This window comes from Streptomyces sp. CRN 30 (genome assembly GCF_034105845.1).
Window position 1 is genome coordinate 17227 of record NZ_JAVRHI010000263.1, and the last position, 25340, is coordinate 42566.

Consider the following 25340-nt stretch of genomic DNA (forward strand, 5'->3'; position numbering starts at 1 on the left):
TCGTCGTACACCGTAGAGCAGCTCTTGTACGCCGTACAAGAGGAGAGGGCGGTGGCCCGGGCAGGGTGCCCGGGCCACCGCCCCGCGAAGGGAACCGGCTTAGCTCGTCGGCTCGGTCAGGTCGTAGAAGGTGGCGCTGCCCACCGTGACCTCCTCGAAGTTCTCCTGGACCCACTCGCTGATCTGGGAGGACGTACCGCTGTCGCCGCCCATGCCTCCCCCGCCCATGCCACCGGCGATGAAGTAGTGGATCCGGCCTTCCTCCACGTACTCCTTGAACTGGGCCAGCGTCGGCGAGGGGTCGGTGCCGTTGAAGCCGCCGATCGCCATCACGGGCTCACCGGTGGAGAGCTGGTAGCTCGCGGCGTTCTGGGAGCCGATGGCCGCGGCCGCCCAGGTGTAGTGGCTCGCGTCCTCCTCCAGCAGTTCCTTGGCCTCGTCGCTGACCTCGGCACCGTTCAGCAGACCGCCCATGCCGCCGCCGCCCGTACCGTCACCCGCAGCGCCTTCACCGGCCTGGCCGCCGGGACCGCCTTGCTGGCCTTGCTGGCCTTGCTGGCCCTGTTGACCCTGCTGGCCTTGCTGGTTCTGGCCGGGAAGGCCGCCGCCGCCGTCGCCGCCGAAGCCGCCCGTCGGGGGCTGACCGTTCTGACCGTCCTGACCGTTCTGCTGACCTCCCTGGCCCTGGCCCTGGCCCTGCTGGTTCTGGCCGCCGCCCGGGAAACCGCCGCCGCCGGGGCCGCCACCGCCCGGACCGCCGCCGCCACCCGGTCCGCCGCGCCCGCCCGAGACGGCCGGGCCGGCCGTCACGATCGAGCCGCTGTGTCCCTCGTTCAGGGTGGTGAGGGTGTACGCCGTCGGGCCGGCGAGCGCGGCGACGACGCCCAGTCCCACGACGGCGAGCGCCAGTCGCCGGCCCACCCTGGCGACGAAGACGAGGCCCAGCGCGGCGACGAGACCGCCGACCAGCACCAGCCACTTCACCCAGGGCAGGTAGTCGGAGGACCGGTTGAGCAGGACGTACCCCCAGGCCGCGGTCGCCGTCATGGCACCCGCCAGCGTCAGCGCCACCCAGGTCCTGCCGCGCTCCCGCCACAGCAGGGCGGTGCCCATGCCGATCAACGGCGCGATGTAGGGGGCGAGGGCCACGGTGTAGTACTCGTGGAAGATGCCCTGCATGAAGCTGAAGATCACCATGGTGATCAGCAGCGAGCCTCCCCAGGCCAGGAACGCGGCGCGGGCGGTGTCGGTCCGCCCGGACCTCCGCAGCAGCACCAGCGCCGCCACGAGCAGGATCAGCGCCGCCGGGATCAGCCAGGAGATCTGGCCGCCGATGCTGGAGCCGAACATACGGTCCCAGCCGGTCTCGCCCCAGCCGCCACCGCCGTTGCCGCCACCGCCGCCGCCGACGCTGCCGGTCTCCTCGCCGTTGATGCGGCCGAGACCGTTGTAGCCGAAGGTCAGCTCGAGGAAGGAGTTGTTCTGCGAGCCGCCGATGTACGGGCGGGAGGACGCCGGCCACAGTTCCACGAGCGCGACCCACCAGCCGCCCGCGACGACCATCGCCAGCCCGGCGAGCAGCACCTGGCCGATCCGCTTCCTCAGACCCGTCGGCGCGAGCAGGACGTACACCAGCGCGAGCACCGGCAGGATCAGGAAGGCCTGGAGCGTCTTCACCAGGAAGGCGAGGCCGATCGCGGCGCCCGCCCACACCAGCCACTTCGTCTGCGCCTTCTCCAGCGCCCGCAGCGTGCAGTACACCGCGGTGGCCATCAGGAGCGCGAGGGCCGCGTCCGGGTTGTTGAAGCGGAACATCAGCGCGGCGACCGGGGTCAGCGCGAAGGCCGCCAGGGTGAGGAACCCGGCCGTGGCGCTGAACCGGCGGCGTACGGAGGCGTACAGCACGCCGGCCGTGGCGACGGCCATCAGGACCTGCGGGAACAGGATCGCGAAGGAGTTCAGGCCGAGGAGCCTCACCGACAGCGCCATCGGCCACAGCGAGGCCGGCGGCTTGTCGACGGTGATGGCGTTGGCCGAGTCCAGCGAGCCGAAGAAGAACGCCTTCCAGGACTGGCTGCCGGCCTGCACGGCCGCGGAGTAGAAGGAGTTGGCGTACCCGGAGGCCGACAGGTTCCAGCTGTAGAGGCCGCCGATCACCAGCAGGGCGAGGAGGAACGCGGGGCGCACCCAGCGCGGGTCCTCGGGTCGGCCGCTCCACAGCCGGCGCGTGAAGGGCTGCTTCGGCTCACCGGCGCGCGGTACGGGTGGGGTAGAGGGGGCGGGTGGGGTGGAGGGAGCGGGTGGAGCGGTCGGAGCCGGCGGTGGGCCCCAGGCCGGGCCCGTCCCCTCCTGGTGTGTCGCATCGTGGTGGGTCGTCATCGGGTGTTCCTCGCATCGTGATCGTCGTGCGGACGCACCGGCTGCAGCCGTTCGGTCGCGTCCCCCCTGGTGCCGTCCGCGGCGTCGCCGACGCGGAACTCGGTCGTGCCGTACTGGCTCGTGCTGTACGGGTTCGTGGTGTACGGGTCCGTGCTGTACGGGTCCGTGCTGTACGGGTTCGTGCTGTACGGGTTCGTGCTGTACGGATGTGCGGTGTGCGGATACGTGCCGTACGGCGCGGCGGGGGCGGCAGGCGCGGCCGGCGCGTCCTCGCGCCGGTCCGGGAACACCCAGGCGCGGAAGAGCAGGAACCGCAGCACCGTCGCCGCGAGGTTGGCGGCGATGAGCACCGCCAGCTCCGTGGAGTGCGCGGGCTCGCTCGTCGCCGCGTTCAGCGCGGCGAGCGAACCGCTGGTCAGGACGAGCCCGATGCCGAACACCACCAGCCCCTGCGCCTGGTGCCGGACGGCACCCTGCCGGCCGCGGACCCCGAAGGTGAGGCGCCGGTTGGCCGCCGTGTTGGCGACCGCCGAGACGAGCAGGGCGAGCGCGTTGGCCACCTGTGAGCCCGTGAACGTCCGGAAGCCGCTGTAGAGCAGCAGGTAGAACAGTGTCGACAGGACGCCCACGACACCGAACCCGACGAGCTGCCGGGCGAGGCCGCGCGGTACGTCCTTGATCTCGCGGTCGCGCGGGTCGTCCCCGAACGGCCGGGCGAGCCGGTCCAGCGGCAGCGAACCGGTGGCCAGCGCCCTGCCGACCCGCCACACGCCCTTGAGGTCGTCGGTCGCCGTCTTCACGATGTGCACCGTCGAGTCGGGGTCGTCGACCCAGTCCACCGGCACCTCGTGGATGCGCAGGCCCGCACGTTCGGCGAGCACCAGCAGCTCCGTGTCGAAGAACCAGCCGGTGTCCTCCACCAGCGGCAGCAGCACCTGGGCCACGTCACGGCGGATCGCCTTGAAGCCGCACTGCGCATCGGAGAAACGGGCTTGCAGCGAGCCCCGCAGGATCAGGTTGTACGCGCGGCTGATGAACTCCCGCTTGGGGCCGCGCACCACACGGGAGGCCCGGGTGAGCCGGGAGCCGATCGCCAGGTCGGAGTGGGCGGAGATGAGGGGGGCCACCAGCGGCAGCAGCGCGTTGAGGTCGGTGGACAGGTCCACGTCCATGTAGGCGAGGACGGGCGCGTCGGAGGCGGACCACACCGCCCTGAGCGCCCGCCCGCGCCCCTTCTGGTCCAGCCGGAAGGAGGTGACCTCCGCGAGCTCCGCCTCCAGCCGCGCCGCCACCTGCGGGGTGGCGTCCGTGGACGCGTTGTCCGCGACCGTGATGCGGAACGCGTACGGGAAGGTGCGCGCCAGGTGTTCGTGCAGTCGCAGGACGCACGGCCGGAGGTCCTTCTCCTCGTTGTAGACGGGGATCACTACGTCCAGGACAGGCGTCGCGGCGAGTCCGGCCGGGAGGTGCTCCCGCGCCGGCAGGGAGCCGGGAGAAGAGTCGGTTCGCATGGGAACGACAGTCGTCAGGACCCCTGTTGTGCCCATGTGGTGGCGCTGTGCTGTGCCTGTGAGTCCGGTTGCCGCTTCATTTCGAGGTCGGACGCGAGACGCGCGGAGGACGTTGGGGCGACGGCCGGCAGGTGCACGGTGAACACGGTCCGCCCGGGCACGCTGTCGACGGTCACGGCCCCGCCGTGCGCGGCGGCGACGGCCTGCACGATGGCGAGTCCGAGGCCGGTCGAGCCGGTGGCACGGGTGCGCGCGGAGTCCCCGCGCGCGAACCGTTCGAAGACGTGCGGGAGCAGCTCGGGCGGGATGCCCTGCCCGTCGTCCTCGACGTCCACGCACAGCCACGGCCCGCCGCGCCGCACGCGCGCGGTGACCGTCGTACCGGGCGGGGTGTGCGTACGGGCGTTGGCGAGCAGGTTGACGAGGACCTGTTGCAGACGGGCCGCGTCCGCCGCGACCAGGGCCGGCTCGTCGGGCAGGTCCAGCCGCCAGTTGTGGTCGCGGCCGGCCGCCCGGGCGTCGCTGACGGTGTCCACGACGAGCGGCACGAGGTCCGTGTGCTCGAACTGCAGGGGCCGTCCCGCGTCGAGCCGTGCGAGCAGCAGCAGGTCCTCCACCAGCAACGTCATCCGTCCGGACTCGGACTCGATGCGGGTGAGCGCGTGCCGCGTGTCGGGCCCGATCTGCTCCCGGCCGCGCCGGGTGAGCTCGGCGTACCCGCGGATCGAGGCCAGCGGGGTACGCAGCTCATGGCTCGCGTCCGCGACGAACTGCCGTACCCGCGTCTCGCTTGCCTGCCGCGCGTGCAGGGCGCCGTGCACATGGTCGAGCAGGCGGTTGAGCGCCGCACCGACCTGCCCGACCTCGGTGTGCGGATCGGTCTGGGACTCGGGGACGCGCTCGTTGAGGGTGACCTCGCCGCAGTGCAGCGGCAGCTCGGAGACGCGGGTGGCGGTGGCGGCGACCCTGCGCAGGGGACGCGTGGCGACGCCGACGAGGACGGAGCTCGCGAGGCCGGCGGCGATGAGGCCGGCCGCGGTGACGCTGGCCTCGACGAGGATCAGGGTGTTGACGGTGTTGTCGACGTCCGTGGTCGGAACGGCGACGTAGTAGGAGCCGGTGGGGCTGCTCGTGTACATGGCGCGGTACGTGCCGAGACCGGGCAGGTCGACGGTGTGCGCGTCCTCGTCCCGGGCGACGGCGCCGAGCAGGGAGACCTGGGCGTCGTCGAGCTCCTCGGGGTTCATCTCGTAGGCGTCGGACTTGTCGCCGTACTGGGCGTCGGTGATGGTGCCGTCCTCCACCCGCGCAGCAATGGTGTAGCCGGGCACCGGGCCCTCGGTGACGAACGTGCCGAGCTGGAGCGGCTGCGTGCCGGGGCCCGGACGCCCGTCCCGGAGCTGGCCCGGCGGGCCCGAAGCACGCACCGCGATCTCCTTGAGCTTCCCGTCCAGCTCCTCGTACAGGTGCGACCGCAGCGCGAGGGTGGTCACCGTGCCGATCACCGCGCACACCACGGCGATCAGCGCCACGGAGGCAACGACGAGCCGGGTCCGCAGCGTGCGCGGTCGCCGTCCTGCCCGCGCCCGCCCGCGCGTCCGCGGCCGTCGCCGTCCGCTCATGAGACGGTGGCCACCGCGGGCTTGATCAGGTAACCGGCGCCGCGCCGGGTGTGGATCATCGGCTCCCGCCCCGCGTCGATCTTCCGCCGCAGGTACGAGATGTAGAGCTCGACCACGTTCGCCTGCCCGCCGAAGTCGTACGACCACACGCGGTCGAGGATCTGCGCCTTGCTGAGCACGCGCCGCGGATTGCGCATCAGGAAGCGCAGCAGTTCGAACTCGGTCGCGGTGAGGTGGATGTTGTCCCCGCCCCGCGACACCTCGTGACTGTCCTCGTCGAGCATCAGGTCCCCGACGACCAGCACGGAGTCCGAGCGCCGGTCCGCGGCACCGGACCGCCGGATCAGCCCGCGCAGCCGCGCGACGACCTCCTCCAGGCTGAACGGCTTGGTGACGTAGTCGTCGCCGCCGGCCGTCAGGCCCGCGATACGGTCCTCGACCGCGTCCTTGGCGGTCAGGAACAGCACCGGCACGTCGGGCAGCTCGCGCCGCAGCCGGCCGAGCACCGTCAGCCCGTCCATGTCCGGCAGCATCATGTCGAGCACGATGGCATCGGGCCGCAGCTCACGCGCCGTCCGGAGCGCACCCTGCCCGTCCCCGGCGGTGCGGATCTGCCAGCCCTCGTAACGCAGGGCCATGGACAGCAGCTCGGTGATCGACAGCTCGTCGTCCACCACCAGCACGCGGACGGGGCTCCCGTCCGGCCTCAGCAGTTCGGTGCGCCCCTGGGGCGAGGTCGTGGTCATGCTCCACACCCTGGCGCCCACCTCTGAGAGCGTCCTTTCGGCGACCTGTGATTTCCCTGAGAAACGCACAGGAAGCTCTCAGGCGCCTCCTGGGCCCTCAGGCGCCTCCTGGGCCCTCAGATGCCTCCAGGGCCTTCGATCCAGAGCCGTGCTCCGTTGTCGTGGCAGACCGCCCGCAGCCATGCGTCCCCCAGCCCCAGCCGCTCCAGGGAATGGAGCTGGTGAACGTACGGATAGGGGATGTTCGGGAAGTCGCTGCCGAGCAGCACCCGGTCCTCCAGGCCGGCGAGCCGGGGCAGGAGCCGCTCGGGGTACGGTCCGAACCGCTCACCGAAGTCGGTGAACGCCATCGTCGTGTCCAGCCGCACCTCCGCGTACCGCTCGGCGAGTGTCAGGAAGTCCTCGTACTCGGGCATCCCCATGTGCGCCACGACCAGCCGCAGCCGCGGGTGCCGGCCGAGCACCCGCCGTATCGGCCCGGGCCCGGTGTGCTTCCCCGGCGCCGGCCCGGATCCACAGTGCACGACGACCGGAACCCCGGCCTCGGCGAGCAGCCCCCACACGGGGTCGAGCAGCTCGTCGCCCGGGTCGTACGCCCCGACCTGCACATGCGCCTTGAAGACCCGTGCCCCCTGCTCGACGGCCTCCCGCACATACTCCACGGCCCCCGGCTCGGGGAAGAACGTCGCGGTGTGCAGGCAGTCCGGCGTCCGCCGCGCGAACTCCACGGCCCACCCGTTCAGCCAGCGCGCCATGCCCGCCTTGTGCGGATAGAGCATCGTGGTGAAGGCCCGCACCCCGAACTCCCGGACGACCGCCAGCCGTTCCCGCTCCTCCACCCGGTAGGTGATCGGCCACTCGACCCCACCGGTCAGCGGCCCCAGCCCGTCGAAGTAGCCCCACACCTTGCGCAGCACCCGCTCGGGCATGAAGTGCGTGTGCGCGTCGACGAGTCCGGGCAGCCCGAGCCGCCGCCAGAACTTCCGCACGTCCTCGGCATCCCGCCGAAACCGCCCCACGCCCTCCGTGCCCGTGCCTGTGCCTGTGCCTGTGCCCGCGTTCATGTCCATGCCCGCTCCCACAGCTCAACTCAGCTCAGCTCGACTCACTCAGAAGAGCCCTTCCTGAACATCCCCGCTCCCTCTCGACCTCAACTCGCGTACGGGAACCGTGAGTACGTCCCCACCACCCTCGACGGCCGCGGTCAGCTCCCACCCGGTCATCAGCCGTGTGTCGAGGACGACCGTGCCGCGCCCGGTGGCCAGGTGGAGGTCGGGCCCGGCGACCGCGACCACCTCACCGCCCACGACCCCGCCCGCGACCAGCTCGTTCACCACCCCGTCGACGCCCGGCAGGGCGTCCAGCCCGAACACCTCGGTGTGATCCACCGGACGGCACGGCAACCGCTCCAACGACTCCGGCCAGCCGTCGAGCGCCACCGCCCGCCCATGCAGTTCCACCAGCTCGGCCCCCCGCTCGCCGGCCCCCGGCAGGGCCGCCCGTACGGCCCGCTTGTCGGCGTACGGGATCCGGTCCGGCACCCCCAGCGCGGCCCGCAGGACCTCCTCGGTCCGCCGCGCGGCCATCAGCGGCCCACGCCCCAGCCAGCTGAAACAGACGGCTCCCTGCTCCAGCAACCGGGCCGACCCGCGCTCGACCACGGTGATCCCCACCTTCACCATCCCGGGCCCGAACCACGCCAGGTACACGTGGTACGGCCGCGGATCGTCCGCGATGGTGTCGGCCGCAACGGAGTGCGCCCGCTCCAGCCGCGCGCACGCTTCACATCGCGCGCCGGTGCTCCGCCCCGAGACCCCGACCCGCATCGGGCAGGCGTTCCCCCGCGCACCGACACACGTCCGCACCCCCTCCGGCACCACCCCGAAGGCGACCCTCTTCCCCCGTGGCAGAGCGCTCCCCCGTCCTCCCTCCCAGACCAGCGAGGGCCCCGCGTCACCCCACCGCAGCCCCGTACATCTCCACGCCGTCCGTCCCATCACCACGAGATTAGGCCCCACCACTGACAACGCGCGTCCGATCACGCTTCGGAACCCGGCCGGTGCCCGGGCTCAGGAGTCGTCTGGAGCCGCTTCAGGTTCCGGTTCAGGATCGCCCGGAGCCGATCCACGTCCGCGGTGTCCCGGGCGCCCCGCTTGGGCAGGACCGCGACTCCGGCCGCGCGGTCGCCGCCCAGCAGCACGAAGAGTCCGGGCGTCTCCAGGTAGTCCCGGAACACGGGCAGCGCGTCATCGCGGAGGACGGAGAAGACGAGCACGGCCGTTGCCGCCACCAGCGGTGCCAAGAAAACCTGGACCAGACCCGCCGGGGACCGTCTGGCCCGCCCCCGGAGCGCCTCCTCGAAGTCCGCGACCGTCGGCCGGTAGACGAACTCGACGGCCGTACCCTCGACGACCGAGCCGCGCTCCATGTCCTGGTGTGGGGGTTTCCCGCCCCCGCTGTCCATGATCCGGAACCCTACTGAGGCACCGGCCGACACATCGGACCAAAAGCCAGAGGCCCTGCGGATCGCTCCGCAGGGCCTCTGGCCTGTTGTGCACTCGGCAGGATTCGAACCTGCAACCTTCTGATCCGTAGCTCTATGTGGATCGGTCGCGAACGGTCGTACCGGCCGATCTACGGCCCCGCAGAGACGCCACCGGACGTGAACGGTTGCTGTGGTTGCTGTACTTCGCTGCTGTACCGCACCGGCCGTGAAGGCGCCTGCACGCCCTCACGGGTCCTGCCCGGTTGGCCAGCGTCAAAGCAGTCGCGGCAACGTTGGACTGCTGCACAGCCACAGCTGATGACGCGCGCCACTGAAGCGAATCCTCAGCCACTCATCCAGCCTTCGGATAACGACGAGGACGATCACGGCTACCACCAGCCATGTCGCTTGCCGCAAGATCGCAGACACGGTATCTCCATTGATCACACAGCTCAGAATTACCCCGAGCAAGATCAAATATCGGTTGCGACTGTCGGTGCCGTGTGCGACAGTACGAGACAGCATGCCTCCGCTTAGGCGGAGCGCATTACGAACCTGGGGTGACGCCATAGTTCTCCTTGTTCATTAATGGGGTGCCCGAACTTCTTGGCAGAGGCGGGCACCCCAGTCCTTTTTGCGTGGCAGCAACGCTAGCAGTCGGCACTGACAACCAAGCGCTGGGCGGGAGTTGCCCCAGCAGCATGACAGACCGTCACCGGCGTCGCCCCACCACTATCCACAGCGGCACACGATTCCCAAGTGCCGACCGGGCGAATTTGAACGCCTAAACACCCAGGTCGATCACGCCACAAAGCGTTGACCTGCTGTTTCTCATTATCGATCAGGTGACCCATCTCACATCGCTGGGAGTGTTTCTCCCTGGGTTTGATGAACACCTTGCATTGTCGGTGCGACCCCTTATCCTAGAGGGTTTCCTCCCTGGCGACTCAGAGCGGAAACAACGAACGCCCCCGACTGTCAGTAGCACCCCTTATCCTGAAGGGTTATTCGCGCGCTCTTTACTGCAAGGTGCCGATCTCCTCCGAATGGCAAGGTTGCTGGCTCGGTGACCGCGCAACCTCAGCCCACCACTCACCCCAGCTCCCATCCCGTCCGCCGTCGACCCACACACCGTGGAGCGGGCGTGGTCCATGGCGTCCAGGTGGAGCGCGCCACTGTACGAACGACCTGGACGCCATGGGCCGCGTCTGCTCGGCTCTGCCTGGGTCGACGGTGGACGGGATGGGAGCTCCCCGCGCACGCCCCAACGTGCCCGCACTCGGCAACGGCGCCCCCTCCATCCCGGTGCCGGCCGATCCCCCGCCGGAGGCACCGTCCTTGACCGAGGCCGCGATCGTGCAGTGCTCGCCACTCACAGCCCGGCCTCTTCCCACTCGTGGGCGCGCGTCGGCGCAGCGCGGGCGGAGCGGGCCGAAGGCAGGAGCGGCGCCCGCAGCGGAGCCGGGAGCGCGCCCGGCGGAGCGGAGCGCAGCCGGGCTTGATGAGGTAGAGAAACCTGTAACAGATCGCTTCTCGTGGGTCGGTGCTGCTGCTCCGATGCGGGTCAGGCCGAAGGCTGCTCGGTGGTGAGGAGTCGGCTGGTGAAGCCATTGCGGCACAGTCGCTCGTACGCGCTGAGCACACCGTCCGGTACCTGCTGGCTGATCATGAAGCCTTGCTCCGGGTAGACCAGCAGGCGCTGTAGCGCGCCCACGAGCATGTCGATTACCAAGCGCGCGTCCTGGATGGATTCGACGTACTCGCCGAGCGTCATCGGGGTGGAAGCGCTGACGACCTGCACCTCGGGCCAGAGCTTGCGTGCTGTGGCGTACGCCCGCCTCTCCTCGTACGGCTTGCTGATCAGGAGAACGGAGGACACCTCGACCCCGGCCTCCTCCAGCAGCTCCCTGGTGAAGCGGATGTTCTCGCCGGTGTTCCGGGCCTGCGGCTCAACGAGTACGGCGGAGTCGGGTACGCCCAGCTCCAGTGCTCGTTCCCGGTAGTGGACGGCTTCACCGCGGGGCATGCGGTCCCGCGTAGTCGGGCTCGTCGCCCCGGTGAACACCAGCAGGGGGGCCATGCCGCGCTTGTACAGGTCAACCGCCGTGTCAGCCACTCCCAGGTCGTGACTGCCGAGCCCGACCGCGACCGAGCAAGGCCGAGGCGAGTGGTGCAACTGGTGGTACTGCCACAGGCGCTCTGTGTCCTCCCAGTCCTGAGCTGAAATCACTCCTGCTCCTCCCCGCCCTCTGCCGCCGCCGAGTCCGGCACCTTGAAGTCGTACTCCCAGGCAAAGCGTGAGGCCGCGTGCACGCCGATGGCGAACTCGACCACTGTGCCCGAGGCCGTGTAGGTCGTTCGGTGTAGCTCGACGACAGGCTCACCGGGCGGCAGCTGGAGGAGCTTCACCTCATCTGGCGTGGCGGCACGGGCGAAAAGTGCTTCCTTCATGTGGTCGATCTCGTAACCCGCGTCGTACAGCACCCGGAAGCCGCCACCGCGTCCGGCCGGTCCCGGCGTCGGGTCCACTATGCGCGTGCCCTCAACGTGCTCGGGTCGGTAGTAGCTGGTCAGTGTGTGCGTGGGCTGTTCGCCTTCCTTGACGAGTCGCGCCCGCGCGTACACCTCCGCGCCTGCCGGCAGGCCGTGTGCGGCGGCTACCTCGGGTGGCGCCTCCACGAGGCTGACCGTCTGGGTCTGGTCATTCCGGCGGTAGGAACGGCCGGAGGCCACGCGGTCCGCGATGAAGGCCACCTCGTCGCCATCTCGCCACTTGGCCTTGTCGTACCGGGCGATGCCAAGTCGCTTGAGCGGCACTTGCTGACGCACGACGGTGCCGTGACCTCGCGTCGAGGTGACCAGACCTTCCGCTTCCAGCGCCTTGTAGGCGGCGTGGACCGTGGCCTTGGATCCCTCGCCGTTTTCGACGAGCTCACGGATGTGCGGCAGTCGATCGCCAGGTGCGTACTCACCCCTCTTGATCTCCTCGGCCAGCCTGTCCGCCAGCTCGCGCCATTTGGGTGCCATGTCGCACTCCTCTCGTCAAGGCAAGTCAAACACAGTCCTAGGACTAGTTGACAGTCCTAGGACAGCGTGGCACTGTCTCTTCAGCGGCCCACAGTCCTAGGACAGCGGGAGTCAAGGCTCCTCTTTGGGCTGCTCCGACATCTACACAAGGAGTGCAAATGCCGTCTTTCAAGATCGACACGTCGACTGCTGTGGTGTTCGTGGCGACCGCGCCGACGCCGAAGCTCGTCAACCAGAAGACCGGGGAGCGGGCCGTGGACCGGGAGACCGGTGCGGGCCTGTCCACCGTGGGCCTGCTGGTGTCGGACGAGGGAGAGGGCAACCTCTACCAGGTCACCATCCCGGAGACCGGCTACGACGAAGGGCTCCAGCCGGGCACGCCGGTGAAGGTGATCGGCCTGAAGGCGCGGGACTGGGAGAACGAGTTCAACGGCCAGAAGCGGCACGGCATCTCGTTCCGCGCGGTCGCCATCACTTCGGCGGTCTGACCGTGACGGACTGGTCGCTGTGGCTTGAGGCCACGGGAGCGCTCGCGGGGGCCGGTGGCCTCGGCTACGCCAAGGTGCGGGCCCCGCGGGTGTACTGGTCGCTGGTGGGGATGCCGGTCACCTGGGGCCGGTTTGCCCTGTCCTACCGCTCCACGATGGACGTGTGCGGGCTGACCGTGCAGCCGTCCGGACTGCGGGCGTTCATGACCCGCAACGTGGCCCGGCGGGAGGTGCAGCCGGTGCCGCCGAAGATCCGCCGGGTGCGGGGCACCTCGACCGGCCTGCGGGTCACCCTGCGGCTCCCGGCCGGACTCGAACCCCACGACGTGATCGCCACCTCGGAACGGCTGCGCCACGCCTGGGGCGTGCACTCGGTCACCGTCGCGGAGACCAAGCCCGGCTACGTGGAACTGCGGATGACCGGCTATGACGTGCTGCGCCGGGTGCGGATGCCGCGCAAGGCCCACCCGCACGACCTGATCGTCCCGGTGGCGCTGCGGGAGGACGGCACCGCCTGGGAGCGGGACTACCGCAAGGCCCCGATGGCGCTCACCCTCGGGGCGAACCACTCGGGCAAGTCCATGTATCAGCGGAACCTGATCAAGGGGCTCGCGCAACTGCCGGTGGCGCTGGTCGGCATCGACTGCAAACGCGGGGTGGAACAGGCCGCCTACGCCTCGCGGCTGTCGGCGCTGGCCACCACCCCGGACGACTCCGCCTCCCTCCTCGCGGTCCTGGTCGCGGAGATGGAGGACCGGTTCGACCTGCTGAAGCGGCACGGCGTCTCCGATGTGTGGGAGCTGCCGGTGGCTGAGCGGCCGGTGCCGGTCGTGGTCCTGGTGGACGAGGTCGCCGAACTGTTCCTGATCTCCTCCAAGAAGGACGAGGAACGCCGGGAACGGATCGTGACCGGGCTGATCCGGCTGGCACAGATGGCCCGCGCGGTCGGCATCTACTTGGAGATCTGCGGGCAGCGCTTCGGCTCCGACCTGGGCAAGGGCGCCACCATGCTCCGCGCCCAGCTCACCGGCCGGGTGGTGCACCGAGTCAACGACAAACAGACCGCCGAAATGGGCCTGGCCGACATCGCCCCCGACGCCGTCCAGGTCGCCTCCCTCATCCCGATGGAACGCCCCGGCACTGCGGTGGCGGCGGACTCCTCCGGCGGCTGGTCAAAAATCCGCACCCCGCAGACCTCGCGGGACGAGGTGGCGGCCGTCTGCCGGGCCCACGCCCACCTCGTGCCGGAGCTCCCGACCCTCGACCCCTTCCGCCCCTTCGTGCCCGCCGCCAAGGACGTGCTGGCCGCTGGGCCCTCGCTGGTCAAGCCCCAGCCCGTCACCGACTGAACCCCCGAAGGGAGGTGTCTCCCATGCTTCGCTCCATCCGCCCGGACGCCGTCTTGGTCCAGGCCGTCATCGCGGGCGCGCTGTCCTTCGCCCACCTGCACGACCTGGCCGAAGCGGCTGGGCAGACCGGTTGGAAGGCCTGGGCCTATCCGGTCTCCGTGGATCTGCTGCTGGTTGCCGCCTGGCGTCGGCTACGTACGGCCCGCCGGGACCGCTCCGCCTGGACCTGGTTCATCATTGCGCTGTTCGCCTCGCTCGGCGCGAACGTCGCCACCGCCGGGCTCCTCGACCTCAACGCGGTGCCCGACTGGCTGTGCATCCTCGTCGCCGGATGGCCTGCTCTGGCCTTCCTCGGCGGCACCCTCCTGGTCCACTCGCCCACCGAGTCGGCCACGCCGCCCGCACCGCCGGTCGACGTCCCCGAGGAGGAACCGGCCGCGCCGGAAGTCGAGATGCACCGCACCGACGACCCCATGCCCGCACCCGAGCCGCCCTCGGCCGTGCCGGAACTGGCCCCGGCCGCGCCGGAACCTCCGGCCGTGTCCGAGCCTGCGGCCAAGGCCCCGGCCGTGCCTGCCGCGCTGCTCGATCACGCCCGCAAGCTCGCCGACGCTCACCACGCCTCCACCGGTACGCCGATGCCTGCGGCTGACCTGTCCGCCCGGCTCGGCCTGCCCGCCCCGGTGACCAACGCAATCGCCACCGAACTCCAGCTCACCTGAGACCACGGGAGGAACGACCGTGCAGACCTTCAACCGCCCGTCCGACTACGTGGACGCGGCCCGCGAGATGGCCGCTACCGGCCACCCGACCCTGGCCCGCCTGCTCGCCGAGGAGGCCGCCGACCGCACCGCGAACCCGGACGACAAGGCCCGCATCCTCGCCGAGTTCCCCGGCCGCAGCCTCCGCCAGGAGGGCTGACCTCATGACCGTCTACCGCCGCTTCCGCAACCGCATCCGCGTCGGCCCCGTCCAGGTCGCCACCTACTACGACGGCCGGGGCCGCGAGATGCACACCGCCGCCTGTACCGCCCCCGGCTGCGGCTTCTCCACCGACTACCGCGACCGCGCTGCCGCCGAGCTGGCCGCCCGCACGCACCGCTGCAAGGCCTGAGGAGATTTCCGTGGACGTTCCGCTCTGGCTGGCTCTCCTCGTCGTCGGCTTCCTCGGCATCAAGCTCATCCGCCCGCCCTGGTGGCTGGTCGCCGTGCTCCTCCTGGGCGGCTACCTCGTCGCAGACAGCTTCCTCGGCCCCGCCGTCGGCGCGGTCGTCAAGTAACCACCGAAGGGACACCGCCCGTGCTCACCCCGAAGTACCCGCCCCCGGCCACCGCCCCGGTCTCCGCCATCCCGGCCCCGGCCGTCGCCGATGTGCCGGCACCCGCCACCCCCGCCCCGGTCCCGGCTCCGGTTGCTCCGGTGTCGAGCCGACCGACCGTGCAGCTCACCCCGGGCAGCGCGCTCGCCCTCGCCGCGGGCGGTGGCGCCGTGGTCCTGGTCGTCGGCGCGGTCCTGGTCTCCATGCTCTTGGCGGTCGCCATCACCGCCGCCTCGGTCGCCGTCTGCGCCGTCGTCCTCCGCTCCCTGATCAACCAGGAAAGGAAGCACTGACATGGGCTTCTTCAGCCGCAGGAGCAACGACGAGGTCCCGGCCGACCCGGCCATGGTCGAACTGGGCCGCGAGTACGGCATCGCCAAACGCCACGGCGACCGCAAGGCCATGCGCCGCATCACCCGAGAACTGGGCGCCACCGCCACCACGGACGCCGACACCGCGGCCTTCCAGCAGGGCCAGCGGGCCTACGAGGACATCCCGCCCGTCCCGCGCCCGAGCCGGGGGCGCAACCGCCGACGCTGACGGCCCCCGGAGCGGCCTCTACCGCCAAGTATCCGCCGCTCCGGGCGCCTGGACCCATTCCGATCCAACGGACCCGAAAGGGAAGCCCCATGATGCCCCAGCCCGCCCCGAACACGCGCGTCTGCCGCGAATGCGACGGCTTCGCCACCGCCACGATCACCACCGGCACCCGCCGCCCCGACGGCACCCGGGCCACCCTGCAGATCGTCTGCCCGGCCTGCAAGGGCACCGGCCGTACCCGCCGCACCACCCCCGCGCTCCAGCGCGCCGGACGGTGACCCACACATGAGCGATACCGCCACCATGGCGGGCCTGGACCCGGCCACCCTCGCCGACGTGCTGAGGCTGGCCGGGTCCACCGGCTTCGACCGCATCCAGGACCAGATCCGCCGCACCGGCGGCTGCACCGACCCCATCCACCTGCAAGGCTCGACCGTCACCCGCGACAAGGCCACCGGGCAGGTCCTGCACTCCTACGCCACCGACACCGAGCCCGGCGGACGGCTCCGCGTGGCTTGCGGCAACCGTCGGGCCTCCCGCTGCCCCTCCTGCGCCTGGACCTACGCGGGCGACACCTACCACCTCATCCGCGCCGGGCTGGTCGGCGACCCGGCCAAGGGCACCCCGGACACTATCCGCGACCACCCGCGCGTCTTCGCCACCCTGACCGCGCCGTCGTTCGGCCGCGTGCACAACCGGCCCGGCAACCGGCCATGCGCCTGCGGCACCCGCCACCAGGAGGACGCGCCCGAACTCGGCACCGCCCTGGACCCGGCCACGTACGACTACGCGGGCGCGGTGCTGTGGAACAACCACGCCTCCGACCTGTGGCGCTACTTCACGATCTACCTCCGCCGCGAGATCGCCCGCCGCGCCGGACTCACGCAGAAGGCAGCTCACGAACAGTCCCGGGTCGCCTTCGGCAAGGTCGCCGAGTACCAGAAACGCGGCGCCGTCCACTTCCACGCCGTGATCCGCTTCGACGGCCCCGAAGGCCCCGACTCCCCGCCCCCGGCCTGGGCCACCCTCGACCTGCTCACCGACGCCATCCACGCCGCAGCCGCCCGAGTCGCGGTCGACGTCCCACCCGCCGGGGACCAGCCCGCCCGCACGCTGCGCTGGGGCACCCAGCTCGACGTGCAGCCCATCGGCGCCTTCGGCAACGGCGAGGACATCACCGAACAGGCCGTGGCCGCCTACGTCGCCAAGTACGCCACCAAGGCCGCCGAGACCACCGGCACCGTCGACCGCCGCATCGGCAACAAGGAAGCCCTGGTCCTGCTCGGCGTCCCGGATCATCCCGCCCGGCTCATCGCCGCCTGCCTCGACCTCCACGCGCTCTACCCGGACCGCAAGCTCCGCGACTGGGCCCACATGCTCGGCTTCCGCGGCCACTTCTCCACCAAGTCCCGCCGCTACTCCACCACCCTCGGCGCCCTGCGCCAGGTCCGCGCCGATTACCGCGCCGCCCAGCAACGCGAAGCCCTCGGCCTGCCCGACCTCGACGACTCCCCGGAGGCCACCACGCTCACCCTCGCCCACTGGGCCTATGCCGGCCACGGCCACACCCCTGGCGAAAGCTGGCTCGCAGCCAACATCCGCCGCGACATCCAGCACAACCGCGAGATCGCCCGCGAGGAACTACCCGGCCTGCTGGCCCAGGAAGGAGCCACCGCATGACCACGGCTGTCATCGAGCGCAAGTGGTACACCACGGCGGAGGTTGCCGAGATGCTCGAGTTCGGCTTGTCCAAGACCAAGATGCTTGTGCTGACCGGAGAGATCCGCTCGGTCAAGGTCGGCCGCAACCGGCGCATCCTTTCGCAATGGGTGGACGAGTACGTGGAGCGCGTCGTCTCTGAGGCTGGGGAGGCGGCGTGAGCGGCAAGCGTGGCAACGGTGAGGGCTCGATCTACCCGTACAAGAACGGTTACGCGGCCTACGTTTGGGTGACCAAGCCGGACGGCAAGCGGGCTCGGAAGTACGCCTACGGCAAGACCCGGGAGGAGGTCCACGAGAAGTGGCTCAACCTCCATGCGGAGGCGAAGAAGGGTCCTGTGGCTACCCGGCATCCAACCGTGGGCGCGTTCCTCGCCTACTGGCTCGGCTCGGTGGTGAAGCCGAACCTGGCTCCCCTGTCGTACGTCTCGTACGAGGGTTCGGTCCGGCTCTACATCGTTCCGCACCTGGGCTTGAAGCGGCTCGACCGGCTGACGGTCCGGGACGTCCGCGAGTGGCTGACCAAGCTGGCTGCTGTCTGCCAGTGCTGTGCCCAGGGCAAGGATGCGAAGCGGGAGTCATCCCGCCGGAAGTGCTGCGCGATCGGTGAGTGCTGCGAGTCCTATCCGTCCCGCCGCGTGATCCAGGCCGCGCGCGATTCCCTGCGGGCTGCCCTGACGCACGCGGTCTCCGAGGAGCTGGTCAGTAAGAACGTCGCCTCACTGGTGAAGGTGCCCAAGCCTCGGCGTCGTCGGATCAAGCCGTGGTCGGTGGCGGAGGCGGGCCAGTTCCTCACCGATGCCGCCGCGCGGGATGACCACCTGTTCGCCGCCTGGGTCCTGGTGCTCACCCTCGGCCTGCGTCGCGGTGAGGTCCTGGGTCTGACGTGGAAGTCGGTCGACTTCGAGCGGGGCGAGCTGTACGTGGATCACCAGATCCAGCGCGCCGGGCGTCAGATCCTGCACCGGGAGACCAAGACCGAGGAGTCCGACGACTTCCTCCCCCTGCCGGCACTCTGCCTCAAGGCGCTGCGGATGCGCCGTGCTCAGCAGATCGGGGACCGGAAGGCCGCCGGGGAGCTCTGGCAGAACACTCACGACCTGGTGTTCACCACGAAGTACGGCACGCCGATCGAGCCGGGCAACATGACCCGCATGTTCGCCCTGCGCGCTCGTCGCGCCGGTCTCCGGGTGATCCCGCTCCGGAACACCCGGCACACGTGCAGCTCGCTCCTGGTGGCCTTGAAGGTGCATCCGAAGGTGGCACAGCGCATTCTGCGGCACTCGCAGATCGCCATGACGATGGAGGTCTACGCCGAGGCGAGCGAGGAAGAGGTGCGGTCCGCGATCGGCAAGCTGTCGGGCGCGATGGGCGGTACCGGCTGATGCGGTTGCTGTACTTCGCTGCTGTACGCCCCTGAAACGCGAGAGGCCCCGGATCACTCCGGGGCCTCTCACCTGTGTGCACTCGGCAGGATTCGAACCTGCAACCTTCTGATCCGTAGTCAGATGCTCTATCCGTTAAGCTACGAGTGCTCGTGTGTTCTGTTGTAGTTGCTCTTCCTTCCGGTCTTTTCGGCCCGGTCGGCGTTGCGGGAACAACATTACATGACTGTCGCCGTGAGGCGAAATCCGATTCCCACACCCGCTCTGACCTGCGAAAACACGCTGACCGGCAGATGTGAGCGGGGAAGCCCCGGCCGGAGCGGGTGGCAGTCGTCGGCGTGATGGCGGGATCGGGAACGGCCGGAACGGCCTCGGTTCGGACCACGAGCGATCGCAACCCGTGCAGCCCTGGTCATGGCCAGGAATGACCGAAGCCCCGGTCTGGACGACCGGGGCTTCGGACTCGATGCGGAGGCGGAGGGATTTGAACCCTCGATGGGCTTTAAGACCCAAACCGCATTAGCAGTGCGGCGCCATAGACCGGACTAGGCGACGCCTCCAGCACAACCGCCCGCGCAAGCGCGAATGGTGCGTGCAGATGATGACACAGTCGAGCGCGGTGTCACCAATCGCCTCCCACGGTACTAGGCGGAGAGCCCGCAGGGCAAAGCCGTATTGCCGGGGAAAGCGTCCCGGGGCGGAGCCACCCGGACCGGGCTTTTGGATCACACCTGGATCACGTGGATCACCGTGCGGCGGCACCCGTGCGGCAGGACCCATGCGGCGGAACCCGTGCGGCGGGACCCGTGCGGCGCGGAGGCGCAACCGCTGGGACGCCCCCACGTTAGTCAGGTCATGTTGAAGGCCCTTTCCCCGCCGCCGGTCCCTCCCTCGTCCGCCGCACAGGTCGTTCCGGCCACCGTCGCCTCGCAGCACCGGCCTCGCGGGCATCGTCCCCTCGCCGCGCTCCGGCAGCTCCTCATCGGTGCCGTCGCCGCGCTCACCGCGGTGACCGCGCTCGCCTCGGACCCCCGGGCGGCGTACGCCGCGGACCGCGGGGCGATGCCCCTGCCCACGCCCGTCACCGAGGACCGGCTGACGATCACCGTCGAGAAGGCCGGTGGCGCCGACGGTACGTACGAGCTGGAGTGCCACCCCGACGGCGGCAACCACCCGGACGTGCAAGGCGCGTGCGACCGGCTCGGCCGGAGCACCACCTGGGGCAGCAGCCCCTTCAGCCCCGTGGCCCCCGGCACGATGTGCACGATGCAGTACGGCGGGCCGGCCACCGCGCGCATCACCGGCACCTGGGCCGGCCGCGCCGTGGACGCCCGCTTCGACCGGAGGGACGGTTGCGAGATCGCCCGTTGGGACGCGCTCGTGCCGGTGCTGCCCCCTTTCCACGGGTGAGGAGCGAGGCGATGGCGGTGAGACGGCCGGCCGAGGGGGGCGGGGAGCGGGGGACGGTGTCCGCGTGAAGACCGCCGACGTGGGCGGAACCGTCGATTCACCGTCACAGGGCCGTCGCACACCGGTCACACGCATGGCGAGATCCACGTGCGACCTGCCTCTCATCCGGCACCGCGAGCACAACCACTGCCCGTAGACTCCCTCGCGTGACACGCTGCGGACCGGTTGGCAAGATGGCCCCGCGGTAGGCAAGGTGCGGTAACAGGAGGGAAGCGTCTCGTGAGCAGCAGGCCATCCCGAGGCGCTGCTCGCCTCGCAGCCATACTCGACGCGCTCCCCGACGCGTTGGTCCTGGTCAACGCCAACGGGACCGTCGTCAACGCGAACACCATCGCGCTGGAGGCCTTCGAGGCCCCGGGGACCGCCTTGGTGGGGCGCGGGCTGCTCGATCTGCTGCCCGAGTTCGACTCGCGGCTCATCCCCGGTTCCATGCGGCGACCGGACTCCATCGACCCCCGCGGACGGACCAAGCCGACCCGCATGACGGCCCGGCGCACCGACGGCAGTGAGTTCCCGGTCGAGGTCACCAGCGCGAACCTGGAGAACAGCCAGCAGGCCTACGACAGTTACGGCTACACCGGTGACGAGCTGCTCATGCTGGTCGTACGCGACCTGTCGGGCACCGTCGACACCGAGGCCGAGCTGGCGCGTTCGCAGCGGCAGACGGAGATGATCCTGCGCGCCGCCTCCGAGGGGGTGGTGGGCACGGACACCGACGGACGCATCGTCCTCGTCAACCCGGCGGCCGCCCAGATACTGGGCTACCGCGCCAGCGACCTCGGCGGACGGGAACTGCACACCCTCGTCCTGCACTCCCGGGACGACGGCGCGCCGTTCCCCTACGCGGAGTCGCCCCTGGCGGACACCCTGCGCTCCGGACGCAAGCACCGGGTGCGCGGGCAGGTGCTGTGGTCAAAGGCCGGCGACAAGGTGCCGGTCGACCTGACCACCGCGCCCGTGCGCGACGGCGACCAGCTCGTCGGCGCCGTGATGACCTTCACCGACCGGCGGCCGTTCGACACGCTCATCGAGGAGAAGCAGGCCGAGGCCACCCAGCACGCCGAGGAACTCGAGCGGGCCCGGCGGGAGCACGCCGAGGAGCTCGAGAAGCTGCACGAGCGGCACGCCGCGGACCTCGACGACCTGCGCGAGCGGCACGCGGAGGAGCTCGCGGCGGGCGACGAGCGGTACGCGGCGCTCGGCGAGCGGGAGAAGGACCGCTACGAGGCCCTCGCCGCACGGCACGAGCAGCTCTTCGCCGTGCTCGGGCACTCCCTGCGCGGCCCGCTCGACCAGCTCCGCGGCGAGCTCGGCAAGCTCGCCGCCGACGACGCCGGCCAGCTGTGGCCCGAGGCCAACCAGGTCCTGCACCATCTGGCCGCCGGCTACTCGCGCATCACCACACTCGTCGACAACGTCCTCGGCTACCAGCGCCTCGACGCCGGTGACGACACCCTCGTACGGACGGCGGTCATGCTCGACGCGGTCGTGACGGCCGGTGTCGACGGGGCCGTCGAGCTGATCGGGCCGGGGCGGGTGCAGTTCGCCGTGCACGCGCCGCCCATCGAGGCGGAGGTGGACCAGCCGCGCCTCTCGGCCGCGCTCGCCCACCTCATCGCGGACGTGGCCGGGGTCGATGCCACGGGCAACTCGCCCGTCTCGGCCGGCGGCTACATGGACAACACGGTCGTCGTGGCGGCCGCACAGCGCGGCGAGGTCGTCCGCATCGAGGTACGCGGCCCGTACACCGGTGGAGACCTGGTGCACCAGCCGATCGTGCGCGGGATCGTGCGGGCGCACGGCGGTGTGCTGCAGACACACGAGGTGCCGGGGATGAGCGGCAGCGCGTACGTGCTGGAGGTGCCGATCGGGGGCGGTGCCGGTGCGGTCACGGAGCAGCAGGTCGCGGCAGGTGCCGTCGCGGGCGCCGAGGCGGGCGGTGCGGCTCCCGGCGGCACGGAGGCCGACGCGGGCGCCGGTGCCGGGACCGGGGCGGCCGAGGTCGGGGTCGGTGCGGGCATCGGGGTCGGTGCGGGCATCGGCGCTGAGGTCGCGTTGTCCGGACAGGCCCCCGGGCAGGCCACCGAGCAGGCGCCCGCGCAGACATCCGCGCAGGCCCCCGGCGGACGGCGGCGGGCCCGGCGGTCGTCGGTGGACGCGTTCCTGGAGAGCGCCGAGGGCGCCCCGCCGGAGGCCGCGACGGCTGTCGCGCCCACCGGGCGGCGCAGGCGACGTGCGGAGGCCGCGGACGGCGAGTCCCTGCCGGCTCCGGCGCAGGGCGGGAGCGGCACGGTCCCCGGGGGGAGCGGAACTGATGCTGGTGCGCTCAGTGAGCTCGGTGAGACCGGTGCGGCCGGTGCGGGTCCCTTCCGCGCCGAGGACGGTGAGGGGGGCGACGGTGCCGCCGCCGGGGGTCCGGGTGGCCCGGGCCGACGCCGGGGGCGGCCCAGCCCGGTGGAGAGCGGCGCGCAGGGTGTCTCCGAGGGCGCGGTCGTCACCGCCGCCGAGCACGCGGCGGGGGCCCCGGCCATGGGGCTGGGAGAGACGGTGCCGCCGCAGGGTGTGCCCACGCCCGGTGGACGGCAAGCGCTGCACGGTACCGAACAGCACGCGCTGCCGCCGGCCCTGCCCGCGCCCCAGAACGGGCCGGACGCCCCCACAGCGGACGGCACGGCACAGTCCCAGCCGACCGGACGGCGTCGTCGCGCCCTGGCCAACGCCGAGGAGCGTGCCGCCGCACAGCAGACGGGCGGATCCGGACGCGCCGTCTTCGCGCTGCCGCCCGCGGCGGCCGATCGAACGGCCCAGTCCGCCGGGTACGAAGCCCCGGGCGCAGGTCCGGGTGCGAGTGCTGGTACGGGTACGGGTCCCGACGTAGACGCCGGTACACCGGCGGCTCCGACGGCCGGACCGACAGCGGGGCAGGCCGCGCAGCAGACCTCAGGGCAGGTCGTGGAGCAGGCCGTCGGAGTGGTCGCCGGGCATGCAGCCCCTGGTGCGGTCGCGGTTCCGGCGGCCGGCGGCTCCGGCATGCCTCCGGGAACGGTTCCGGTGAACGCGGCGGCCATGACCCCGGGTGCCGCCACGGCCCCCGGGCCCGGTCCGGTGCCTGTGACTCCGGGCCAGGCAACCGACGACGGGCGTCATGATCCGGCGCTGCAGGACCCGGCGGACAGCCACACGCCGCCGCAGCCCCATCCCGTGACCGCTCCCACAGGTCGCCGTCGGGCCCGCCCGGTGCCGGAGCAGGGCGATGCGCCGGTGGCACCCGCCCAGGCGGCGCCGGGCCAGGCAGTTCCGCATCAGGTCGGCACCGGACACCCGGTTCCGGCGCAGGCGGCTCCCGGGCAGCCCACGTCCGAGCAGCCCGTCTCCGAGCAGCCAGTCCCCGTGCGGGCCGTACCACCCGCACAGCCCGCACCCGGACAACCCGCACCCGCACCGGTCATGTCCCCGCAGGCGGTCGTCGCCACGGCAGCACAGGCAGGCGCCCCTCAGGGGACGCCGGGCCCTGGTCAGCAGCCCGTGCCGGCGCAGCAGCCGGGTCCCGCTCAGGGACTCCCTGGCGCACCCCACGCCGTGCCGCCCCAGGGCCAGGGCGTCCCGGGTACCGCACAACCCGTCCCGGCGCAGCAGACCGGGCCCGCCCAGGGCAACCCGGTCGCTCCCCAGCCCGTACCCGCTCAGGGTGTCGCCGGTGCTCCGGCTGCCCCACAGGTCCCCGACCGGGGAGTGCCCGCTCCCGCCTCGCTCGCCCAGCCGGTGCCCGCAGCCGTGCCCGTGGCCGCCGAGGGTGTGCCCCATGTGGCCGGCCAGGGGCAGGTGGCGGTCCCGGGGCAGCAGCCCCCGCCCGCACCGGTCGCTCCCGCGGGTGACGCCCAGACCTCGGACGAGGTCGTGGCGGCCCAGCCGCCCGCCCCCGGGGCCGTCGCCCCGGATCCGGCCGGCCGGCAACAGACCGTCACCCCGCCCGCACCGCAGCCGTGGCCGGGTGCGCACGACACGTCGGGCTCCGGCACCCCGCTCCCGCCCGAGCAACCACAACAACTCCAGCAACCCCAGCAGCTCCAGCAGGCCGCACAGGCGCGGGTAGCGCAGCCGCTGCCCGCCGAGGCCACCGCTCCCGTCGACCCCAACTCGACCCAGGGTCGTGCGATCAGCGTGCGGACGCTCGGCCAGGGAGTGCCGTTCGCGCGCCAGCCACAGCCGGGGGCCACGCCGCCCCCGCAGCAGTCCGGCGGCTCCGGCCGGCGCCGCAAGCTGGGTACGCCGCCCGAGCCCGCAGAGCGTCCGGAGACGGCAGCGCGCCCGGAGACGGCAGCGCGTCCGCACCCCCAGCCCGGTCAGGCCCAGCCTGTCCCGCAGACACCCAGCGCCACGCCCGTACCGGGGCAGGCGCACCCGGGCGGGGCCTCCGAGGGGGTCGGACGCTCGTACGCCATAGGGGCCCCCGACGAGAACGCCGACGAAGGCCCCGAGCCGCTCGACGGCCCCGGTGGCGCGGTGGAGGTCTCCGACCAGCCGCAGCCCCAGCCGCTGGACGACGAGCTGCCCCCCGAGCCCCTGGACAATCCACGGCGCCTGCTCGTCTGGCCCGCGCCCGACGTCACCACCCAGCAGGCGCTGAGCGACCGGGGCTACCGTCCCGTCATCGTCAACTCGCGCGAGGAGGTCGACGCGCAGATCGCCGCCTTCCCGGCCGCGCTGTTCGTCGACCCGCTGACCGGCCCGATCACGCGCACGGCCCTGCAGTCCCTGCGCCAGGCGGCCGTCGCCGCGGAGGTTCCGGTGCTCGTCACGGCCGGCCTCGGCCAGGCCTCTCGGGACGCGGCCTACGGGGCCGATCCCGCCGTGCTGCTGAAGGCGCTGGCACCGCGTGACTCCGAGCAGCATCCGCCGCGCGTCCTGCTCATCGAGGAGCACGCGGAGATCGCGCTGGCCCTGACCGCGACGCTGGAGCGGCGGGGCATGCAGGTGGCGCGGGCGGCCTCCGACGCGGACGCGGTCACGCTCGCCGCGCAGATGCGGCCCAACCTGGTGGTGATGGACCTGCTCCAGGTGCGCCGCCGCCGGGCCGGGATCGTCGACTGGCTGCGTGCCAACGGCCAGCTGAACCGCACCCCTCTGGTCGTCTACACAGCCGCCGTCGACCAGACCGAACTCCCGCGACTGGCCTCCGGGGAGACGGTCCTGTTCCTCGCGGAGCGCTCGACGAGCGCGGAGGTCCAGGCCCGGATCGTGGACCTGCTGGCACGCATCGGCACGAACTGATCGCGGTAGCGGCACAACGGCGGTAGACAT

General features: G+C 71.6%; 23 protein-coding genes and 2 tRNA genes. 14 read left to right on the forward strand and 11 right to left on the reverse strand.

All coding sequences use genetic code 11. The annotated features are described in order from the left end of the window. Positions 1 to 99 precede the first annotated feature (99 nt). The 9 genes from UW392_RS27910 to UW392_RS27950 form a co-directional block, all read right to left on the reverse strand. Positions 100 to 2379 carry an ArnT family glycosyltransferase gene (locus tag UW392_RS27910; RefSeq protein WP_320777890.1) on the reverse strand — a complete coding sequence of 760 codons (2280 nt, stop codon included), beginning with the start codon at positions 2377 to 2379 and terminating at the stop codon, positions 100 to 102. Next, on the reverse strand, positions 2376 to 3890 hold the full coding sequence (locus UW392_RS27915; RefSeq protein WP_320777891.1) for a glycosyltransferase: 1515 nt from the start codon (positions 3888 to 3890) through the stop codon (positions 2376 to 2378). Before UW392_RS27915 ends, UW392_RS27910 begins: the two co-directional genes overlap by 4 nt. Positions 3891 to 3904: 14 nt before the next feature. Then, positions 3905 to 5512, reverse strand: a complete 1608-nt coding sequence (locus UW392_RS27920; RefSeq protein WP_320777892.1) for a HAMP domain-containing sensor histidine kinase — start codon at positions 5510 to 5512, stop codon at positions 3905 to 3907. Beyond that, positions 5509 to 6258 (reverse strand): response regulator transcription factor, encoded by a 750-nt coding sequence (locus UW392_RS27925; protein ID WP_320777893.1) that lies wholly within the window; start codon positions 6256 to 6258, stop codon positions 5509 to 5511. The genes UW392_RS27920 and UW392_RS27925 overlap by 4 nt, the downstream gene beginning before the upstream one ends. 116 nt (positions 6259 to 6374) lie before the next feature. Continuing rightward, positions 6375 to 7322 carry an amidohydrolase family protein gene (locus tag UW392_RS27930; RefSeq protein ID WP_320777894.1) on the reverse strand — a complete coding sequence of 316 codons (948 nt, stop codon included), beginning with the start codon at positions 7320 to 7322 and terminating at the stop codon, positions 6375 to 6377. Positions 7323 to 7367: 45 nt separating this feature from the next. After that, entirely contained in the window at positions 7368 to 8255 is an 888-nt protein-coding gene (locus tag UW392_RS27935) for a DUF2797 domain-containing protein (protein WP_320777895.1), read from the reverse strand. Between the two features lie 41 nt (positions 8256 to 8296). After that, positions 8297 to 8722, reverse strand: a complete 426-nt coding sequence (locus UW392_RS27940; protein WP_320777896.1) for a hypothetical protein — start codon at positions 8720 to 8722, stop codon at positions 8297 to 8299. 1585 nt (positions 8723 to 10307) lie between these two features. After that, on the reverse strand, positions 10308 to 10973 hold the full coding sequence (locus UW392_RS27945; RefSeq protein ID WP_320777897.1) for a YdcF family protein: 666 nt from the start codon (positions 10971 to 10973) through the stop codon (positions 10308 to 10310). Continuing rightward, entirely contained in the window at positions 10970 to 11770 is an 801-nt protein-coding gene (locus UW392_RS27950; RefSeq protein WP_320777898.1) for a GntR family transcriptional regulator, read from the reverse strand. The genes UW392_RS27945 and UW392_RS27950 overlap by 4 nt, the downstream gene beginning before the upstream one ends. 158 nt (positions 11771 to 11928) lie before the next feature. On the opposite strand from UW392_RS27950, the gene UW392_RS27955 reads away from it, so the two are divergent. From UW392_RS27955 to UW392_RS28010, 12 genes are all read left to right on the forward strand, one after another. After that, positions 11929 to 12258: a hypothetical protein gene (locus tag UW392_RS27955; protein ID WP_320777899.1), complete on the forward strand. Its 330-nt coding sequence runs from the start codon at positions 11929 to 11931 to the stop codon at positions 12256 to 12258. A 2-nt stretch (positions 12259 to 12260) separates the two neighbouring features. Further along, positions 12261 to 13607: an FtsK/SpoIIIE domain-containing protein gene (locus tag UW392_RS27960; protein ID WP_320777900.1), complete on the forward strand. Its 1347-nt coding sequence runs from the start codon at positions 12261 to 12263 to the stop codon at positions 13605 to 13607. A 23-nt stretch (positions 13608 to 13630) separates the two neighbouring features. Further along, the gene (locus tag UW392_RS27965) at positions 13631 to 14329 is read left to right on the forward strand and encodes a DUF2637 domain-containing protein (RefSeq protein WP_320777901.1); all 699 of its coding nucleotides are present in this window, start codon (positions 13631 to 13633) and stop codon (positions 14327 to 14329) included. A gap of 19 nt (positions 14330 to 14348) precedes the next feature. Further along, positions 14349 to 14528, forward strand: a complete 180-nt coding sequence (locus UW392_RS27970; protein ID WP_320777902.1) for a hypothetical protein — start codon at positions 14349 to 14351, stop codon at positions 14526 to 14528. Between the two features lie 4 nt (positions 14529 to 14532). Beyond that, positions 14533 to 14721, forward strand: coding sequence for a mobile element transfer protein (locus tag UW392_RS27975; RefSeq protein WP_320777903.1), 189 nt, complete (start codon positions 14533 to 14535; stop codon positions 14719 to 14721). A 10-nt stretch (positions 14722 to 14731) separates the two neighbouring features. After that, positions 14732 to 14887, forward strand: a complete 156-nt coding sequence (locus tag UW392_RS27980; RefSeq protein ID WP_189219086.1) for a hypothetical protein — start codon at positions 14732 to 14734, stop codon at positions 14885 to 14887. Positions 14888 to 14907: 20 nt separating this feature from the next. After that, positions 14908 to 15219, forward strand: a complete 312-nt coding sequence (locus UW392_RS27985) for a SpdD protein (RefSeq protein WP_320777904.1) — start codon at positions 14908 to 14910, stop codon at positions 15217 to 15219. Between the two features lies 1 nt (position 15220). After that, positions 15221 to 15466 (forward strand): hypothetical protein, encoded by a 246-nt coding sequence (locus tag UW392_RS27990; protein ID WP_320777905.1) that lies wholly within the window; start codon positions 15221 to 15223, stop codon positions 15464 to 15466. Positions 15467 to 15558: 92 nt separating this feature from the next. Beyond that, positions 15559 to 15744, forward strand: a complete 186-nt coding sequence (locus UW392_RS27995) for a hypothetical protein (protein ID WP_320777920.1) — start codon at positions 15559 to 15561, stop codon at positions 15742 to 15744. A 7-nt stretch (positions 15745 to 15751) separates the two neighbouring features. Further along, positions 15752 to 17146, forward strand: coding sequence for a replication initiator protein RepSA (gene repSA, locus UW392_RS28000; RefSeq protein ID WP_320777906.1), 1395 nt, complete (start codon positions 15752 to 15754; stop codon positions 17144 to 17146). Beyond that, positions 17143 to 17346 (forward strand): excisionase family DNA-binding protein, encoded by a 204-nt coding sequence (locus UW392_RS28005; RefSeq protein WP_320777907.1) that lies wholly within the window; start codon positions 17143 to 17145, stop codon positions 17344 to 17346. Before repSA ends, UW392_RS28005 begins: the two co-directional genes overlap by 4 nt. Next, positions 17343 to 18569: a site-specific integrase gene (locus tag UW392_RS28010; RefSeq protein ID WP_320777908.1), complete on the forward strand. Its 1227-nt coding sequence runs from the start codon at positions 17343 to 17345 to the stop codon at positions 18567 to 18569. The genes UW392_RS28005 and UW392_RS28010 overlap by 4 nt, the downstream gene beginning before the upstream one ends. Positions 18570 to 18646: 77 nt before the next feature. Here the strand turns inward: UW392_RS28010 and UW392_RS28015 are convergent. Beyond that, a tRNA-Arg gene (locus UW392_RS28015) sits at positions 18647 to 18719 on the reverse strand. Positions 18720 to 19038: 319 nt separating this feature from the next. Further along, positions 19039 to 19129, reverse strand: a tRNA-Ser gene (locus UW392_RS28020). A 295-nt stretch (positions 19130 to 19424) separates the two neighbouring features. Between UW392_RS28020 and UW392_RS28025 the strand changes: the two genes are divergently transcribed. Together UW392_RS28025 and UW392_RS28030 are read left to right on the forward strand one after the other, a co-directional pair. Next, a complete protein-coding gene (locus tag UW392_RS28025; protein WP_320777909.1) occupies positions 19425 to 19979 on the forward strand; it encodes an SSI family serine proteinase inhibitor in 555 nt (184 codons plus the stop codon). Between the two features lie 279 nt (positions 19980 to 20258). Beyond that, on the forward strand, positions 20259 to 25310 hold the full coding sequence (locus UW392_RS28030; protein ID WP_320777910.1) for a PAS domain-containing protein: 5052 nt from the start codon (positions 20259 to 20261) through the stop codon (positions 25308 to 25310). Positions 25311 to 25340 lie beyond the last annotated feature (30 nt).

Bases quoted from the DNA above. Each gene is read 5' to 3' on its own strand.
- UW392_RS27910 (WP_320777890.1), bottom strand. From the start codon at position 2,379: ATGACGACCCACCACGATGCGACACACCAGGAGGGGACGGGCCCGGCC.
- UW392_RS27915 (WP_320777891.1), bottom strand. From the start codon at position 3,890: ATGCGAACCGACTCTTCTCCCGGCTCCCTGCCGGCGCGGGAGCACCTC.
- UW392_RS27920 (WP_320777892.1), bottom strand. From the start codon at position 5,512: ATGAGCGGACGGCGACGGCCGCGGACGCGCGGGCGGGCGCGGGCAGGA.
- UW392_RS27925 (WP_320777893.1), bottom strand. From the start codon at position 6,258: ATGACCACGACCTCGCCCCAGGGGCGCACCGAACTGCTGAGGCCGGAC.
- UW392_RS27930 (WP_320777894.1), bottom strand. From the start codon at position 7,322: ATGAACGCGGGCACAGGCACAGGCACAGGCACGGGCACGGAGGGCGTG.
- UW392_RS27935 (WP_320777895.1), bottom strand. From the start codon at position 8,255: ATGGGACGGACGGCGTGGAGATGTACGGGGCTGCGGTGGGGTGACGCG.
- UW392_RS27940 (WP_320777896.1), bottom strand. From the start codon at position 8,722: ATGGACAGCGGGGGCGGGAAACCCCCACACCAGGACATGGAGCGCGGC.
- UW392_RS27950 (WP_320777898.1), bottom strand. From the start codon at position 11,770: ATGGCACCCAAATGGCGCGAGCTGGCGGACAGGCTGGCCGAGGAGATC.
- UW392_RS27955 (WP_320777899.1), top strand. From the start codon at position 11,929: ATGCCGTCTTTCAAGATCGACACGTCGACTGCTGTGGTGTTCGTGGCG.
- UW392_RS27965 (WP_320777901.1), top strand. From the start codon at position 13,631: ATGCTTCGCTCCATCCGCCCGGACGCCGTCTTGGTCCAGGCCGTCATC.
- UW392_RS27975 (WP_320777903.1), top strand. From the start codon at position 14,533: ATGACCGTCTACCGCCGCTTCCGCAACCGCATCCGCGTCGGCCCCGTC.
- UW392_RS27990 (WP_320777905.1), top strand. From the start codon at position 15,221: ATGGGCTTCTTCAGCCGCAGGAGCAACGACGAGGTCCCGGCCGACCCG.
- UW392_RS27995 (WP_320777920.1), top strand. From the start codon at position 15,559: ATGCCCCAGCCCGCCCCGAACACGCGCGTCTGCCGCGAATGCGACGGC.
- repSA (WP_320777906.1), top strand. From the start codon at position 15,752: ATGAGCGATACCGCCACCATGGCGGGCCTGGACCCGGCCACCCTCGCC.
- UW392_RS28005 (WP_320777907.1), top strand. From the start codon at position 17,143: ATGACCACGGCTGTCATCGAGCGCAAGTGGTACACCACGGCGGAGGTT.
- UW392_RS28025 (WP_320777909.1), top strand. From the start codon at position 19,425: ATGTTGAAGGCCCTTTCCCCGCCGCCGGTCCCTCCCTCGTCCGCCGCA.